This window comes from Serratia sp. EWG9 (genome assembly GCF_019913725.1).
GTDB classification, from domain to species: Bacteria; Pseudomonadota; Gammaproteobacteria; order Enterobacterales; family Enterobacteriaceae; genus Serratia; species Serratia ureilytica.
Genome location: NZ_JADNRO010000011.1, coordinates 130,110 through 144,252 on the forward strand (window position 1 = coordinate 130,110; position 14,143 = coordinate 144,252).

Consider the following 14,143-nt stretch of genomic DNA (forward strand, 5'->3'; position numbering starts at 1 on the left):
CAGCGCGGTTTACCGGCAGACTCAAGCGTCAGTCCGCCCACACCTGCGTGCTGCGCGGGCTGTCCATCTGATAATCCGAATAGGGGCGGGTGAAGAACTCGCGCCCCAACTCGCGGGCGGCCCGCAGCGGGTTGCGCGGATCGCGGGCGATCTCGCCGCGCTGGTTGCCGGCGCCGTGCACCAGCCCAACGAAGGCGGAATGGGTGTAACGGCTGAACTCCTGGATCTGATGCACGATGCCCAACGCCGCGCCGGGGTAGGTCTCTTCCGACGCCACCGCCAGCCCGATGCGCTTGCCGCTCATGCGTTGGTGCACGTCCGCCGCCTGAGGGTAGGCATTGGAATAGAAGCTGAATGAGCGATCGAAAAAGGCCTTGGTTTGCGCCGACATGCCGTACCAGTAAATCGGCGTGCAAAATACCGCGCCGTCGGCCGGCAGGAAGTGCTCCAGGAACAGCTCGGCGTAGCGATCGGCCGGCGGCGGCGTATGGCGTTCATCGCTCAGAAAACCGCTCAGGTAATCGTCGAGAAAATGCAGGCTGGCGACGGTGCCGGCTTCGGCGGCGCCCGCCATGATCGCCTGCGCCAGCGTGGCGCTGTTGCCGTCGCGGCGCGGGCTGCCGACCAGCACCGCCAAACGCTTGGGTTGATGAGTTGCATTCATGTCATATTCCTCTGTGTGAAATGAATTCAGCCTTACTCTAGAAACAAACCCCGGCGGGCGACAAATGACGGCTTTTCTGCCAGGATGAATTCAACTCACCTGGAGAGGCTTCGCCATGTTCGCTACGCTGCCCGTCAACGCATTACGCACCTTCGAATCCGCCGCTCGCCTGCGCAGCTTCAAACTGGCGGCGGCCGAACTGGCGGTGACGCCGACGGCGATATCACACCAGATCAAAGCGCTGGAGCAGCAGTTGGGGTTTGCGCTGTTCGAGCGGGTACCGCGCGGCGTGCGGCTGACACCGAAGGGGGAAACGCTGTTTTCCGGGGTGCACGGCGCGCTGCTGGACGTCGCCGCCACGCTCGAAGGCCTGCGGCCGCAGCCCAGCGCAGGATCGCTGTGCGTTTCGGTGACGCACTCGTTCGCGGCGCTGTGGCTGGTGCCGCGCCTGGGGCGCTTCTATCAGGCGTATCCGCACTATCTGGTGCGCCTGGAGGCCTGCGCCGAGGTGATCGATCTGCAGCAAGACGCCAGCGTGGACGTGGCGGTGCGCTACAGCCGCGCGCACTATCCCGCGCTGCATCAGGCGGCGCGGCTGGAGGAAAGCTTTGGCGTCTACGCCGCGCCGGGGCTGGCCGCCGCCGAGCCGGAAAATCCGGTGCTGATCACCGTCAAGTGGGGGGATTCGGCGCTGTACGACAGCGGCTGGCATGACTGGTGCCGGGCCGCCGGGGTCGATTGGTGGCGGCGCCATGCGGCGATGCGCAGCTATCACGAGGAGCATTACGCCCTGCAGGCGGCGGTGGCCGGGCAAGGGTGGGTGCTCGCCAGCTCGGTGATGGTGTCAGAGATGGTGGACAATGGCCTGCTGGCGGCGTACCGGCCCGAGGTGCGCGTACCGGGCGCCGCATACAGCGTACTGTGCGCGCCGGGGCGCGAGCGGCATCCGCCGGTCAGGGCGTTTCTGGCCTGGCTGCAGCAGGAATTGCCGCAGGACAATGGCACGAAATAAAAGTTTTACCGTCCTAAGCTGTGGGAATATCAGCGAACTTTTGTTTTTACTTCACTGCGAGAACCTATCATGAGCCAGCCAAGAATCTCCGATTACCCGATTGACGCGCAATTTATCGAGCGCTGGTCGCCGCGCGCGATGACCAACGACGCCATCGACGATCAAACGCTGCTGAGCTTCTTTGAAGCGGCGCGCTGGTCGCCTTCGGCCTACAACATTCAGCCGTGGCGCTTTGCCTACAGCAAGCACGGCTCCGACAGCTGGGAGAACTACCTGGAGTTCCTGATCGATTTCAACCGCGGCTGGGCGCAACACGCTTCGGCGCTGGTGGTGATCGTCTCCAAAACCACCAGCCTGAACGGCGAGCGGCTGGTGGACAACCCGACCCACGCGTTCGACACCGGCGCCGCCTGGGCCAACCTGGCGCATCAGGCGCACCTGAAAGGCTGGCTGACCCACTGCATGAGCGGCATTCACCACGACAAGATCAAAGCGGCGCTGCAGCTGCCGGACGACTATGCGGTGCACGCCATGGTGGCGATCGGCAAACCGGGCGACAAATCCCGCCTGCCGGATTTCCTGCAGGAAAAAGAGGCGCCGTCGGGCCGCCTGCCGCTGGGCAACACCGTCAGCGAAGGGCTGAATTTCACGCTGTGATCGCGCGTTCTCGCCGAGGCCCGCTTGGCGGGCCTTTTTTATGCTGCGAGTAAAACTTTGGGAGTATGTTCGCGTTCGCCTATTCGCTGTATATTTTGTTATATAGCGATTGCGTGATAAGGAGGAACCGATGGGGGATCATTTTGGCAAAGGGCTGTTGGCGGGATTAAAAGCGGACAACCTGAAACCGGAGGCGGAGCTGTCGCGCTTTTGCTCCGACTACAAGCGCGGTTTCGTGCTCGGCTATGCGCACCATTTGGCGCAGCGCTGCGGCGACGAGAACCGGGCGGCGTTCGAGGCCGGGCAGCTCAGCCGCGCCTATGGGCTTGGCAGCGAGCCGATGAGCGAGTTCTTCTCCGGTGGCGACAGCCGGTTGGCGGAGAAGTTTTTCCGCGCCGGCTATAACCGCCCGGCGCAGGGTTAGGGCAGACGGCCGTCAGGCGGCGCTCAGCACCGCCACCATATACACGCACGGTTGGTCGCTCTGATTTTCAAATCGGCAGTCCGCCGGCGGGCCGAGCTCAAGGCAGTCTCCCTCGGCCATCTCATGGCGCGCGTCACCCTCGATAAAGACCAGTGCGCCGGATAAGACCCAGATCAGCTGACGTTTGAAGGCGTACACCGAAGCCGGCATCGGGATCGCCGCGCCGGCCGGCAGTTCGATGCGCACCAGATCGAGCGGCAAATCGGTGCGGGGCGACACGTGGCGCCGCACGTAACCGCTCTCGGGATCGACCCAGACCGGTTGATCTTCCCGGCGCAGCAGCCGGCCTTCCTGCGTTTCCGCTCGGGCGATCAGCTTGGACATGCTGAGGCCGAACGCGCCCGCCAGTCTGCCCAACAGCATCGCCGTCGGGCTGCTCTCGCCGCGCTCGATCTTATGAACCATCGCCCGTGAGACGCCCGCCCGTTCGGCCAAATCGGACAGCGACCAGTGGCGCGCTTCGCGTTCAATGCGAATGCGTGCGCCGATCAGCTGATTTAGATTGTCTAATTTAATATTCATATCGTAGTATTATAGTGGACAATTGGCCGGGGTAAACCATGATTATACGAAATGCGACGTTCAACGATAGCGCGGCGATTGCCGCTATCTATAACGACGCGGTGTTGAACAGCACCGCCATCTGGAATGAACAAACCGTGGATGCGGCCAATCGCGCGGCGTGGATCGGCGAACGGCAGGCTGCGGGTTACCCGGTCCTGGTGGCGGTGAACGCCGAGGACGAAGCGATCGGCTATGCGTCGTTCGGCGACTGGCGGGCCTGGGGCGGCTATCGCCACACCGTGGAACATTCGGTGTATGTCCATCAGGCGCATCGCGGCGCAGGGATTGGCAAGGCGCTGCTGCTGGCGCTGATCGCACGGGCGCGGGAAATCGGCAAACATGTGATGGTGGCCGGCATCGAATCCGGCAATCGGGCCTCGATTAAGCTGCATCTGGCGCTGGGTTTCCGCGACGTGGGGCGCATGGAACAGGTGGGCGCCAAATTCGGCCAATGGCTGGATCTGACGTTCCTGCAACTGAGGCTCGACGAACGGGCGACGCCGCCCGCGCGCTGATCCCGGGAGACAGGGCGATGAATATGCTGTTACTGCTGATCGCGGCCGGGATGGGGCTGGTGGTGCAGAATCTGCTGATGGTGCGCATCACTGAAAGCGTCTCGACCATCCTTATCACGCTGGTGATCAACTCCAGCGTCGGTTTGCTGCTGCTGGTGGGGTTGCTGCTGGCCAAAAACGGCCTCGGCGCAGTGGCGGAAGTGACCGGCGCCGCCAAATGGTGGATGCTGTTGCCGGGGCTGCTGGGATCGCTGTTCGTGTTCGCCGGCATCCTGGGCTACCAAAAACTGGGGGCGGCGGCCACCATCTCGATCCTGGTCGCCAGCCAGCTGTGCATGGGGCTGTTGGTGGACGTCTATCGCGCCGGCCCGGCGGCGCTGCGCGAGAATCTGCCGGCGCTGTTCGGCGCCTTGTTGCTGGTGGCGGGCGCCTATCTGGTAGCGAAACGCAGCTTTTGACGGCGGCTGAAAGGCAAAAAGCCCGCTCGGGTTTCCCTGAGCGGGCTTCTCTAAATATGGCTCCTCTGACTGGACTCGAACCAGTGACATACGGATTAACAGTCCGCCGTTCTACCGACTGAACTACAGAGGAATCGTGTGAACGGGGCGAATAATAGCGGGGCGGTTGCGGCTTGTAAAGCGCGAAAACGCCCGGCGCGCGCGTTTGCTGCAAGATTGCCCAACCTGCTGCTTTTTCTCGCTTTTATCGCTTACCTCACGCGCAGCGCCGCCGGATTGCCCGCTGAGGCGGCGCCGTTGCCTGCCGGTGGTGCAACGCGTGCCCTGCGTTGTGGCGCGGCTCGCCCGATAAACGTCCATTTGTCGCCGTTTTTGGCCTTTTGACGACTCTGGCCTGGATCTTGCTGCGGTTGCATGACCGGATTTCGGCATTCTCAATTTAGCGGCTCGCTGGAGGCACTATGAATCTCAGACGTCTGAAGTATTTCGTGAAAATCGTCGATGTCGGCAGCCTGACCCAGGCGGCGGAGGTGTTACATATCGCCCAGCCGGCGCTCAGCCAGCAGTTGGCGACGCTGGAGGGGGAGCTGAAGCAACAGCTGCTGATCCGCACCAAGCGCGGGGTGCAGCCGACCGAGGCCGGCAACATTCTGTATGCCCACGCGCAAACCATTTTGCGCCAGTGCGAGCAGGCGCAGAGCGCGGTCAACAGCGCCGGGCAGGCGATGAGCGGCCAGGTGTCTCTCGGGTTGGCGTCGGGGAGCACCGCAGCGCAGCTGGCGCTGCCGCTGCTGCAAACCCTGCGCGATCAGCAGCCGGGCATTTTGCTCAGCCTGCATGAAAACAGCGGCGCGGCGCTGGCCGGACAGGTGGCCAACCAAACGCTGGACATGGCGATGGTCTACGGCGCCAAAATGCCCGCCGGTCTGCACACCGTCGCGCTGATGCGAGAGGATCTCTATCTGGTGGCGACGCGCGCGGTGCCGCATCCCGGCAACAGCGTCGAGCTGCTGGACGTGGCGCGGCTGAACCTGTTCCTGCCGCGCGAGGGGGATGCGGTGCGCAACCAATTGGAGGAGGCGATGGCGCTGCGCAAGCTGGCTGTCAACGTGGTGGGGGAGATCGAATCCTCGGGTGCGCTGAGCGCCGCGATCGCCGGCGGGTTGGGGGCGACCGTATTGCCGGAGTCGGTGGCGCGCGCGATGATCGGCCCGGCCAAGGCCTGGATGGCGCGCATCAATGCGCCGACGATGTCGGTGCCGCTGTCGCTGTGCATGTCGGGCCAACAGTCGCTGTCCGCCCCGGCGCTGCTGGTGAAAGACCTGCTGCTGTCGATCGCCGGTGGCCGCAGCCAGGAGAAGCGCGCGCTGGCGCTGGTGCGTTGAGGAAAAAACGGCCCGCCGCAGCGGGCCTGAGCACCGTTATCGGAACGGCGGTTCGTTGAAGGTGCGCAGCTTGCGCGAGTGCAGGCGATCGCCCTCGGCGCGCAACAGATCGATGGCGCAGATGCCGATCTGCAGGTGCTCGGAGATTGCCCCTTCATAGAAGCGGTTGGCCTGGCCCGGCAGTTTTATTTCACCGTGCAGCGGTTTGTCGGAGACGCACAGCAGCGTGCCGTACGGCACCCGGAAGCGGTAACCCTGAGCGGCGATGGTGGCGCTCTCCATGTCGACCGCCACCGCGCGGCTGAGGTTGAAGCGCCGCGCCGAAGCGGAGTAACGCAGCTCCCAGTTGCGATCGTCGGTGGTGACCACCGTGCCGGTGCGCAAACGCTGTTTGACCTCTTCACCGGGCATGCCGCTGACCATCTTGGTGGCGTCGTACAGGGCGCGCTGCACCTCGGCGATGCTCGGGATCGGGATATCCGGCGGCAGCACCGCATCCAGCACGTGATCGTCGCGCAGATAGGCGTGGGCCAGCACGTAATCGCCGATCTTCTGGCTTTCGCGCAGGCCGCCGCAGTGGCCGATCATCAGCCAGGCGCTCGGGCGCAGCACCGCCAGGTGATCGCAGATGGTTTTGGCGTTGGACGGGCCGACGCCGATGTTGATCAGCGTGATGCCCTGGCCGGTGCGCGAGATCAGGTGATAGGCCGGCATCTGGTGGTTTTTCCACGCCAGATCGGACACCGCCTGTTCGGGCGCGCTGGTTTCCGGCGTGATGTAGGTACCGCCGGCGCTGGAGAGCGCGATGTACGGGCTGGCCGGATCGGCGATCTGCGCGCAGGCCCAGCGCACGAACTCGTCCACATAGCGGGTGTAGTTGGTGAACAGCACGAACGGCTGGAAATGCTCCACCGGGGTGCCGGTGTAGTGCCGCAGACGCGCCAGCGAGAAATCCGCGCGCAGCGCATCGAAATGCGACAGCGGGAAATGGTTGTCGGTGGTGTGGTACAGGCCGTCGGCGGTCTCGTCACCGATCTGCGCCAGCTCGGTGGTGGGGAAATGCTGCGCGATACCGGCGCTCATTGAGCGATCGAGCGCCAGGCTGGAGCCGTCGATCACATAAGGGAACGGGATCTCCTGCTGCGACGGCGCCACTTCGATATGGGCGGCGTAGTCGTGTTCCAGCATCGCCAGCTGTTCGGCCAGATAGTGGCGGAACAGCTGCGGCCGGGTCACGGTGGTGCTGTAGCTGCCGGGATGGGTAAAGCGGCCGAAGGCGCGGGTTTTGTTCGGGCCGGACTGCTGCCCGTCCCAGCTGACGCGCAGCTCGGGATACACGAACAGCCCGGCGGCGCGCGCCTGCGGGTCCGGCAGGGTGCCGTGGCTGATAAAGTCACTGACCGCCTGACGCAGCGCGTCTACCGCGGCGTCATACAAGGCTTCCAGTTGATCGAGTGCCTGATCGGCGCTGAGGCCGCTGCGAGGTGGGGCATAGCTCATACTTTCTCCTTCGATGTCCCGGCTCTGGGGCGGGATTGGCGGCGTTTCACCGTCACAGGTTAGCCGAAGCAGGGCGTAAAAGCTTGGTCGAAATGACGGGCGCGGCAAAGAAATTACCGCGCCCGTGAAGGCGGGGGGATCAGGAGGCGGGAGCGGCCGCTTCGACCTTCAGCGATACCAGGCCGATGCCCAGCTTCTTCGGCGTGAAGCCGCCGCTGGCGCTCTCTTTCGGCTCGGTCGGTGCCGGCGGGGTAATGCTGATCTTCTGCGCGCCGCGCGGGTTGTCGAAACGCAGGGTGACGGTGCTGTCCTGCTCGCCGAGCGACACGAAGCGCTCTTCGTCGCCGACGCGCACCGAAATCGGTTCGCCGACGTTGTTGCCGTAGGCGCGGGCGCGCAGCACCAGATCGAAGGTTTTCGGCAGCGGATCGACATAATCGATGTCGACCGCCGGCGCCAGGTTGGCGTCGGACCAGCGGCCCCACTCCTCGACGGCGGAGACGCCTGTAATGGCTTTCACCTGTTCCGGCATGCCGGGCAGCATGAACTCGATGGCGTCCGCCCGGTACTTCATCGCCGCGTCGTCCACCTGCAGGCGGGTGACGGCGTTTTGGTAATCGGCGACGCTGTCCGCCGCCGGGCCGGTAAAGTTCACCTTGCCGCGGAAGCGCTCGCCGCTGGCCTGCACGATCTGCGGCGGCGAGGCCAGGGTGCCGGAGGCCACGCAGATGTCGGTGCTCAGCGCCAGCTGCGGTGCCCAGACCCGGCCGATCTCGTAGCATTTATCGACCCAGACGAATTTCTCCCCCGCCCCCAGCCCGGCCAGCTGCTTGCGCAGCGGGGTGGAGAGGTAGACGTTGAACATCGGTTCGATGCGGTTGTCGCCCACCCGCAGAATGAACGGCACCTTGTAGGTGACGCCGGAGAAGCTGAAGCTGCGCTGGCGCGTGTCCACGCTGTAGTCGCTGATGCGGTTCGGCAGGCCCCACTGATTGATCACCGCCGGTTTCCAGCCGTTGATTTTCTCTTCGATATTCAGGAACACCGTAGACAGCGACGGCGCCGACAGGCTGCTGCGGCCGAGGCCGATATAGTTGTCACCGCCCATCACGTCCAGCACCGTGGCGCCGTTATCCAGCGTGCTGCGTTTCTCGTTGCGCTGCTCCGCCTGCGGCCGGGTGCCGTCGATGATAAAGAACAGGTTGCGGCGCTTCTGTTTGGTCAGGATGTCGTAGGCGGTGTTGTTCATCGCCAGATGATCGGAGGACACCACGATCACGGTGTTGCTGAAATAGGGCGAGCGTTTGATTTTGTCGATCAGCGCGGCGATGTGTTGCTGGCTGCAGGCCACCGCGCTCAGCGAGCGGTTTTCCTTGTTCTGCCAGGCGTAGCTTTTCTTGCTGCAGCCGGCGGAGATAAAACCGTCCGGGTGATGGGTATCGACGGTCAGGGTAAACAGCGAGAACGGCTGGCGCTGTTTGGACAGCTCGACGAACTTGCCGTACACCACCTCCAGCACGCTGTCGTCGTACCAGCCCCAGTCGTTTTTGTAGCTCGGATCGGCGACCTGTTCGCGCAGCTCTTTGAAACCGTAAACGTGGTCGAAGCCGTGGGATTTCAGGAAGGTGTCTTTACCGGCGAACGCCAGCTCGGCGCCCTGATAGAAAGAGTTGCTGTAGCCGGCGGCCTTCAGCACGTCGCCCAGGCAGACGTTCTCCGGGTAGAAGGTGGAGACCGCGCTGGAGGCGTTGCCGTCGAAGGGCGCGAACAGCGGAATGCCGCACTGCGAGGCGACCATGCCGGCGATGGTGTAACCGGTGCCCGGCAATTGCTGGGTGTTGCTGAAATCGATGCTGTCTGCGCGCAGGGCGTTCAGCTCGTCGGCCAGGCCGGGAAACAGCTCGGTATCGAAGTAGGTGCGCTCCAGGCTCTCGGCATAGATGTACACCAGGTTCGGCCGCTTGCCCTGCACGGTCTTTTTCGGCGCCTTGTAGTAGGTGGTGAAATCGGCGGTATCGCCGACGATCTGGCTCTTGACCAGCAGCGAGATGTCCTGAAACGCCGGGGTGGTGCCGACCGAGAACAGCGCCAGCAGCACGGCGACGAGGCTGTAGGCCACGCTGCTGCCTTTGGCCTTGCGGCGCAGCAGGCTGCGGGCCAGCACCGCGAAGATAAGCCCCAGCGCCGCCAGCAGGCCGATGAACGGCAGCACGTATTTGCTGATGCCCGCGCCTTTGAGGCTGCTGGTGACGGTGTAGATCACCGCATCGGTGATGCCGTCGCCGGTGAAGTAGTTGCTGGCGATCAGAATGACGTTCAGCACCAGATAGCTGCCGAGCAGCGTCAGCAGAATGGCGAACCACCAGCGGTTGGCGGCGGCCCGGGTGCGATAAATCAAGATCGACGCCAAAAAAAGAACAAACGAAACGACTGCGAGAACCATCCGCCAAACCTTGTCTGATTGGAAAAAAACGTTGCTGCCCTGGTCTGCGCCGCCGACCGTGCCGCGGCGCGAAAAGTGAAGGGTATAGCCTATTGTCGGCGGCGGAACAACGCGCGATGTCCCGCTCCGGCCGACGGTCGGCGGCTATTGTACATTTTTATGACAATAGTGTGACGTTAATCACGTCGGCGGCGGCCGCGGTGGCGAAATCTTGCTGGTCGGAGGTTTCGCTCTACGCTTAATGAGCGCCACGACGGCGCGTCCATCAGCCATTCAGGAGGAAGTATGCAGACGATTTCCGCAGCGGTACTCGACGATCTGGCCCCGCAAGGCGTGTTGCGCGCGGCGATCAATCTCGGCAATCCGGTGCTGGCGCAGGCCGGGCCCGGCGGTAAACCGCAAGGCGCTTCGGTGGAGCTGGCCGCCGCGCTGGCTCGCGAACTGGACGTGGCGCTGGAGCTGGTGACCTATGACGCGGCCGGCAAGGTGTTCGCCGACCTGGACAGCGGCGCCTGGAACCTGGCGTTTATGGCCATCGAGCCGGTGCGCGCGGCGCAAATTGCGTTCAGCGAACCCTACGTGATCATTGAGGGGACTTACCTGGTGGCGAACGACGCGCCTTACTTTGAGGTGGCGCAGCTCGACAGGCCGGAGGTACGCATTGCGGTCGGCCAGGGTGCCGCGTACGATCTGTTTTTGTCGCGCACGCTGCAGCAGGCGCAGCTGGTGCGGGCGGCTACTTCCGCCGAGGCGATCGCGCTGTTTTTCGAACGCGGGCTGGAGGCGGCGGCCGGCGTGCGTCAACCGCTGCTGGCCGCCGCGGCCGCCCATCCCGGCTACCGAGTGCTGGAGGGGCATTTCACCGCCATTCGCCAGGCGATGGCGGTGCCGAGGCAAAAAACGCAGGGCGCCGCCTACGTGAACGCGTTTATCGAACGCTGCAAGGCCAACGGGCTGGTGAAGACGGCCTTGCAGCGCAGCGGCCAGGGCGAGGTGACGGTGGCGCCACCGGCCGCCTCGGCGTGATCAGTTCAGCTCCACCGCATACTGGTCTACCGGGGTGATTTTCTTGATCAGCTTGTTGTCGAACAGGAACTGTTCGTAAGCCTCATAGCGGGCCCGATCCAACTTGGCCGGATCGCGCGCGAACAGCGGCAGGCTGGCTTGCCACGCCTGTTTGTTCAGCTCGGTATTCAGCTCCGGGTGCGCCTTGGCGAACGCCAGCCAGGTGTCCTGCGGGTGCGCATGCAGGTAGTCGCTGCCTTGCTTCAGCGCGGCGAGGAATTTGCGGATTTTCGGCTCGTTCACCGCATCGCGGTTGGCGACGATGATCAGCTCGTCGTAGGCCGGCACGCCGTAGTCTTCGACGTTAAACACCACCGGTTTTTTGCCCTGCAGCTTCAGCTCCAGCGCTTCGATATTGCGGTAGCCGCCGATCACCGCATCGACCTGGCCCGCCAGCAGGGCGCTGGTCAGCTGGAAGTTGACGTTGATGAGCTTGATGTCCTGCGGCTTGAGGTGCTCGTGTTCGACCATGGTGGCCAGCGTCGCCTGTTCGATGCCGCTGACCGAGTAGCCCACCGTTTTGCCCTTGAGATCCGCCGGCGACGTGATGTTTTTGTCCAGCGCGATCACCGTATTCAACGGCGTGTCGATCAGCGTGCCGACGCGCATCAGCGGCAGGCCCTGATCGGCGAAGAAATGCAGCTGCGGCTGATAGGTGATGGCGAGGTCGGCCTGTTTGGCGGCCACCAGCCGCGGCGGCAGCGCCGGATCGGACGGCGGCACGATCTTGACGTCCAGCCCTGCGGCCTTGAAGGCGCCGATCTGCTCGGCCACCATAATCGGCGCGTGATCGGGGTTGATGTACCAGTCGAGCACCAGCGTCAGCTTGTCGGCCGCGCCGGCCTGGCCGACGAGGGCGGCGCCGAGCAGCAGCCCGCAAACGGTTTGTTTGATCATGGTCGTTCCTTTATCCCTGGTTATGGTTGCAATCATCAGTCGTTTTCCGGCGCCCAGGCGATCAGGCGCCGCAGCAGTGCATCCACCGCGGCCCACAGCAGCACGGTCATCAGCACCAAAATAAACAGCGCGGCGAAGCAGACGTCGGTCTGCATGCGCGCGTTGGCGTTCAGCATCACGTAGCCCAGCCCTTCGGCCGAGCCGACCCATTCGCCGATAATGGCGCCGATCGGCGCGACGGCGGCGGCCATGCGCAGGCCGGAGCCGAAGGCCGGCAGCGCCGCCATCAGCCGCACGTGCCGCAGCTGCGCCCAACGCGAAGCGCGCATCGTGCGCGCCAGATCGAGATAGTCGTTGTTGACCCGGCGCAGCCCGTCGAAAAAGGCCGACACCACCGGGAAGAAGATCACCAGCACCGCCATCGCCACTTTGGCGCTCATGCCGAAGCCGAACCACAGCACCAGCAATGGGGCCAGGGCGAACACCGGTATCGCCTGGCTGGTGAGCACCAGCGGCATCAGCCAGCGCTGCAGGCGCGGCGAGAAGATCATGCACAGCGCCAGCGCCGCGCCGAGCAACACGCCGAGCGCCAGCCCGCTGACGATCTCCGAAGCCGTGACCAGCGTGTGCCAGGCGAGATAGCCGCGTCCGTCCCACAGCGCCTGCGCCACCGCGCCCGGCGTGGGCAGCAGAAAGGCCGGAATGCCGCTTTGCGCCGCCAGCCACCACAGCAGCAGCAGGCCGATGAAGACCGTCAACCCACGCCGCAGGCGGGTGAAGCCGCGCTCTTTGGCGATATTCATTGCGCTGCCCTCACCATTTGCAGCAGCAGCTCGGCCTGGCTTTTCAGCAGGTCGGCGTCATCCGGCGCGCGCGGCGGTTGCCCGCTGATGCGGTGGGTATCGTCGAGGCCCAGCGGCCAAGGCGACAGCACCAGCAGCCGGTGGCTCAGGCGGCAAGCCTCCATCGGATCGTGGGTGATCAGCAGCACGGTGTTTTGCGCCAGCAGCTCGGCGGCCAGGCTCTGGATCTCGGCGCGGGTAATGGCGTCCAGCGCGGAAAAGGGCTCGTCCATCAGCACGATTGGCTGGCGTTCGTAGAGCGTGCGGGCGATGGCGGCGCGCTGGCGCATGCCGCCGGACAGCGCGGCGGGCAGGCTGCGGCTATGCGCGGCCAGGCCTACGCGTTCGAGCAGGTGCGCGGTCCATGCCCGATCCGGCGCTTCGCCGCGCAGCCGCGAGCCGAGGGCGACATTGTCTTCGACGCTCAGCCACGGATAGAGCAGGTCTTTTTGCCCCATGTAGGCGATGCGCCCGGCGATCGGCAGGCCGTCGCTGTCGCTCACCGTACCCGAGCTGGCCTGCGCCAGCCCGGCGATGATCTTCAGCAGGCTGGTTTTGCCGGCGCCGCTGGCGCCGAGCAGGGAGACGAAGCTGCCGCCGGCGATATCGAAGCTCAGCCGCTCAAAGATCGTCTGTTGATCGAAGCGCAGAGTGAGATCCCGCACCTGGATGCCGGGCGGGAGGCGCGGGGAGATCATGAGGCGTTCAGCCCCATTTGCCAAAATGCCGCTTCCAGCTGGGTGGCGGTGGTGAAAATCTGCGCCAGCTCGGTAAAGCGGCTTTGTGCGCCGCGCTGGTGGCCGACGGTTTCCAGCAGTTCGATGGCGGCGCGCACGCCGGCCAGATAGCCCTCGTCGCCGTAGTTGCGGATCCAGGAGGCGTAAGGATTGCCCTCCATTTGCGTGGCGGGATCGTGCAGCAGCCGCAGGCCGATTTCGGCATAACCGGCCACGCAGGGCAGCAGGCCGGCCAGCAGATCGAGGGCGTCGCCGGCATGGCCGATGTCCAGCACGTAGCGGGTGTAGTTCATGGTTTCCGCCGCCTCCGGCTGGGCGGCGATCTGCGCTTCGCTCAGCCCCCATTCGGCGCAGTAGGCCACGTGCAGCGGCAGCTCGGCGACGATGCCGTTGAGCGAGGCGGTGGCGGCGCGCATTTCCGGCAAGGTGCGCAGCTTGCTGACCAGCAGCGCGTAGGCGCGGGCGAAGTGCAGCAGGAACAGGTAGTCTTGGGTCAGGTAACGGCGAAAAGCGCGTTCAGGCAAGGTGCCGGCGGCCAACTGCTGCAGAAACGGGTGTTCGACGTAATTTTGCCAGTGGCTGCCGGCCTGTTGGCGCAGCCGGCCGTAAAGACCGCTTTCGAACAGGGTGGTGATGGACATGGGACCTCCTTGAGTCAGTGGAGATCCGGGCACGCTGAGGTATGAACAGGCAACGGGTGATCGCGCGGTTGCCTAACCGTCCCTTCGCTGGCATGACCCAGATCAGGTTCAAAGGGTTCGGCTTGCGCCATCTCAGCCCGTAACAGGACACCCCTCGGAGCTGCCTGTTATACGACATTTGTTTTTTGATTACAATCGCCGGGCGGCGCGGCGGCAATCGGTTCGTTTAGTGCGGTCGGGGGCGATTTTGCTGGCGCAAAGCGCGCGATTTTTGTCACT

15 protein-coding genes, 1 tRNA gene and 1 riboswitch are annotated in these 14,143 nt (G+C 64.4%); of the genes, 7 read left to right on the plus strand and 9 right to left on the minus strand.

The window, feature by feature from the left end; genetic code table 11:
- Window positions 1-28: 28 nt before the first annotated feature.
- A complete protein-coding gene (locus tag ITX55_RS20870; protein WP_042784975.1) occupies window positions 29-664 on the minus strand; it encodes a flavodoxin family protein in 636 nt (211 codons plus the stop codon).
- 115 nt (window positions 665-779) lie between these two features.
- Here ITX55_RS20870 and ITX55_RS20875 point away from each other — a divergent pair, with 115 nt between their 5' ends.
- From ITX55_RS20875 to ITX55_RS20885, 3 genes are all read left to right on the plus strand, one after another.
- Window positions 780-1,676, plus strand: coding sequence for a LysR substrate-binding domain-containing protein (locus ITX55_RS20875; protein WP_108681412.1), 897 nt, complete (start codon window positions 780-782; stop codon window positions 1,674-1,676).
- A gap of 69 nt (window positions 1,677-1,745) precedes the next feature.
- Complete coding sequence (locus ITX55_RS20880; RefSeq protein WP_033643691.1) at window positions 1,746-2,333, plus strand: nitroreductase family protein; 588 nt, start codon at window positions 1,746-1,748, stop codon at window positions 2,331-2,333.
- Window positions 2,334-2,463: 130 nt separating this feature from the next.
- Window positions 2,464-2,757 carry a DUF2623 family protein gene (locus ITX55_RS20885; protein ID WP_033643690.1) on the plus strand — a complete coding sequence of 98 codons (294 nt, stop codon included), beginning with the start codon at window positions 2,464-2,466 and terminating at the stop codon, window positions 2,755-2,757.
- Window positions 2,758-2,769: 12 nt separating this feature from the next.
- Here the strand turns inward: ITX55_RS20885 and ITX55_RS20890 are convergent, their stop codons facing one another.
- On the minus strand, window positions 2,770-3,339 hold the full coding sequence (locus ITX55_RS20890; RefSeq protein ID WP_033643689.1) for an XRE family transcriptional regulator: 570 nt from the start codon (window positions 3,337-3,339) through the stop codon (window positions 2,770-2,772).
- A 38-nt stretch (window positions 3,340-3,377) separates the two neighbouring features.
- Here ITX55_RS20890 and ITX55_RS20895 point away from each other — a divergent pair, with 38 nt between their 5' ends.
- Together ITX55_RS20895 and ITX55_RS20900 are read left to right on the plus strand one after the other, a co-directional pair.
- Complete coding sequence (locus tag ITX55_RS20895; protein WP_223085342.1) at window positions 3,378-3,896, plus strand: GNAT family N-acetyltransferase; 519 nt, start codon at window positions 3,378-3,380, stop codon at window positions 3,894-3,896.
- 17 nt (window positions 3,897-3,913) lie between these two features.
- Window positions 3,914-4,354 (plus strand): DMT family transporter, encoded by a 441-nt coding sequence (locus tag ITX55_RS20900; protein ID WP_033651828.1) that lies wholly within the window; start codon window positions 3,914-3,916, stop codon window positions 4,352-4,354.
- A 57-nt stretch (window positions 4,355-4,411) separates the two neighbouring features.
- On the opposite strand, the gene ITX55_RS20905 is transcribed toward ITX55_RS20900, so the two are convergent.
- Window positions 4,412-4,487 (minus strand) — tRNA-Asn (locus tag ITX55_RS20905).
- A gap of 328 nt (window positions 4,488-4,815) precedes the next feature.
- On the opposite strand from ITX55_RS20905, the gene nac reads away from it, so the two are divergent.
- Entirely contained in the window at window positions 4,816-5,739 is a 924-nt protein-coding gene (gene nac, locus ITX55_RS20910) for a nitrogen assimilation transcriptional regulator NAC (protein WP_033643686.1), read from the plus strand.
- Window positions 5,740-5,775: 36 nt separating this feature from the next.
- Here nac and ITX55_RS20915 read toward each other — a convergent pair whose 3' ends face one another.
- Together ITX55_RS20915 and opgB are read right to left on the minus strand one after the other, a co-directional pair.
- A complete protein-coding gene (locus ITX55_RS20915) occupies window positions 5,776-7,239 on the minus strand; it encodes an AMP nucleosidase (protein WP_033643685.1) in 1,464 nt (487 codons plus the stop codon).
- Between the two features lie 139 nt (window positions 7,240-7,378).
- Window positions 7,379-9,682, minus strand: coding sequence for a phosphatidylglycerol--membrane-oligosaccharide glycerophosphotransferase (opgB, locus tag ITX55_RS20920; RefSeq protein WP_223085343.1), 2,304 nt, complete (start codon window positions 9,680-9,682; stop codon window positions 7,379-7,381).
- A gap of 285 nt (window positions 9,683-9,967) precedes the next feature.
- Between opgB and ITX55_RS20925 the strand changes: the two genes are divergently transcribed.
- Window positions 9,968-10,708 carry a transporter substrate-binding domain-containing protein gene (locus tag ITX55_RS20925; RefSeq protein WP_206357782.1) on the plus strand — a complete coding sequence of 247 codons (741 nt, stop codon included), beginning with the start codon at window positions 9,968-9,970 and terminating at the stop codon, window positions 10,706-10,708.
- Here ITX55_RS20925 and ITX55_RS20930 read toward each other — a convergent pair whose 3' ends face one another.
- Genes ITX55_RS20930 through ITX55_RS20945 form a run of 4 tightly spaced genes read right to left on the minus strand, consistent with a single transcriptional unit; the run spans window position 10,709 to window position 13,864 of the window.
- Entirely contained in the window at window positions 10,709-11,644 is a 936-nt protein-coding gene (locus ITX55_RS20930) for an ABC transporter substrate-binding protein (protein ID WP_206357781.1), read from the minus strand.
- A gap of 35 nt (window positions 11,645-11,679) precedes the next feature.
- Window positions 11,680-12,447 (minus strand): ABC transporter permease, encoded by a 768-nt coding sequence (locus tag ITX55_RS20935; protein WP_042784966.1) that lies wholly within the window; start codon window positions 12,445-12,447, stop codon window positions 11,680-11,682.
- Window positions 12,444-13,184 (minus strand): ABC transporter ATP-binding protein, encoded by a 741-nt coding sequence (locus ITX55_RS20940; protein WP_223085345.1) that lies wholly within the window; start codon window positions 13,182-13,184, stop codon window positions 12,444-12,446. Before ITX55_RS20940 ends, ITX55_RS20935 begins: the two co-directional genes overlap by 4 nt.
- Window positions 13,181-13,864 (minus strand): TenA family protein, encoded by a 684-nt coding sequence (locus tag ITX55_RS20945; RefSeq protein WP_033643679.1) that lies wholly within the window; start codon window positions 13,862-13,864, stop codon window positions 13,181-13,183. Before ITX55_RS20945 ends, ITX55_RS20940 begins: the two co-directional genes overlap by 4 nt.
- 62 nt (window positions 13,865-13,926) lie before the next feature.
- Window positions 13,927-14,029: riboswitch (TPP riboswitch) on the minus strand.
- Window positions 14,030-14,143: the final 114 nt, after the last annotated feature.

What these genes read in the sequence shown, in the direction of transcription:
- ITX55_RS20870 (WP_042784975.1), bottom strand. Translation starts at nt 664, where the DNA reads ATGAATGCAACTCATCAACCCAAGCGTTTGGCGGTGCTGGTCGGCAGC.
- ITX55_RS20875 (WP_108681412.1), top strand. Translation starts at nt 780, where the DNA reads ATGTTCGCTACGCTGCCCGTCAACGCATTACGCACCTTCGAATCCGCC.
- ITX55_RS20880 (WP_033643691.1), top strand. Translation starts at nt 1,746, where the DNA reads ATGAGCCAGCCAAGAATCTCCGATTACCCGATTGACGCGCAATTTATC.
- ITX55_RS20885 (WP_033643690.1), top strand. Translation starts at nt 2,464, where the DNA reads ATGGGGGATCATTTTGGCAAAGGGCTGTTGGCGGGATTAAAAGCGGAC.
- ITX55_RS20890 (WP_033643689.1), bottom strand. Translation starts at nt 3,339, where the DNA reads ATGAATATTAAATTAGACAATCTAAATCAGCTGATCGGCGCACGCATT.
- ITX55_RS20895 (WP_223085342.1), top strand. Translation starts at nt 3,378, where the DNA reads ATGATTATACGAAATGCGACGTTCAACGATAGCGCGGCGATTGCCGCT.
- ITX55_RS20900 (WP_033651828.1), top strand. Translation starts at nt 3,914, where the DNA reads ATGAATATGCTGTTACTGCTGATCGCGGCCGGGATGGGGCTGGTGGTG.
- nac (WP_033643686.1), top strand. Translation starts at nt 4,816, where the DNA reads ATGAATCTCAGACGTCTGAAGTATTTCGTGAAAATCGTCGATGTCGGC.
- ITX55_RS20915 (WP_033643685.1), bottom strand. Translation starts at nt 7,239, where the DNA reads ATGAGCTATGCCCCACCTCGCAGCGGCCTCAGCGCCGATCAGGCACTC.
- opgB (WP_223085343.1), bottom strand. Translation starts at nt 9,682, where the DNA reads ATGGTTCTCGCAGTCGTTTCGTTTGTTCTTTTTTTGGCGTCGATCTTG.
- ITX55_RS20925 (WP_206357782.1), top strand. Translation starts at nt 9,968, where the DNA reads ATGCAGACGATTTCCGCAGCGGTACTCGACGATCTGGCCCCGCAAGGC.
- ITX55_RS20930 (WP_206357781.1), bottom strand. Translation starts at nt 11,644, where the DNA reads ATGATCAAACAAACCGTTTGCGGGCTGCTGCTCGGCGCCGCCCTCGTC.
- ITX55_RS20935 (WP_042784966.1), bottom strand. Translation starts at nt 12,447, where the DNA reads ATGAATATCGCCAAAGAGCGCGGCTTCACCCGCCTGCGGCGTGGGTTG.
- ITX55_RS20940 (WP_223085345.1), bottom strand. Translation starts at nt 13,184, where the DNA reads ATGATCTCCCCGCGCCTCCCGCCCGGCATCCAGGTGCGGGATCTCACT.
- ITX55_RS20945 (WP_033643679.1), bottom strand. Translation starts at nt 13,864, where the DNA reads ATGTCCATCACCACCCTGTTCGAAAGCGGTCTTTACGGCCGGCTGCGC.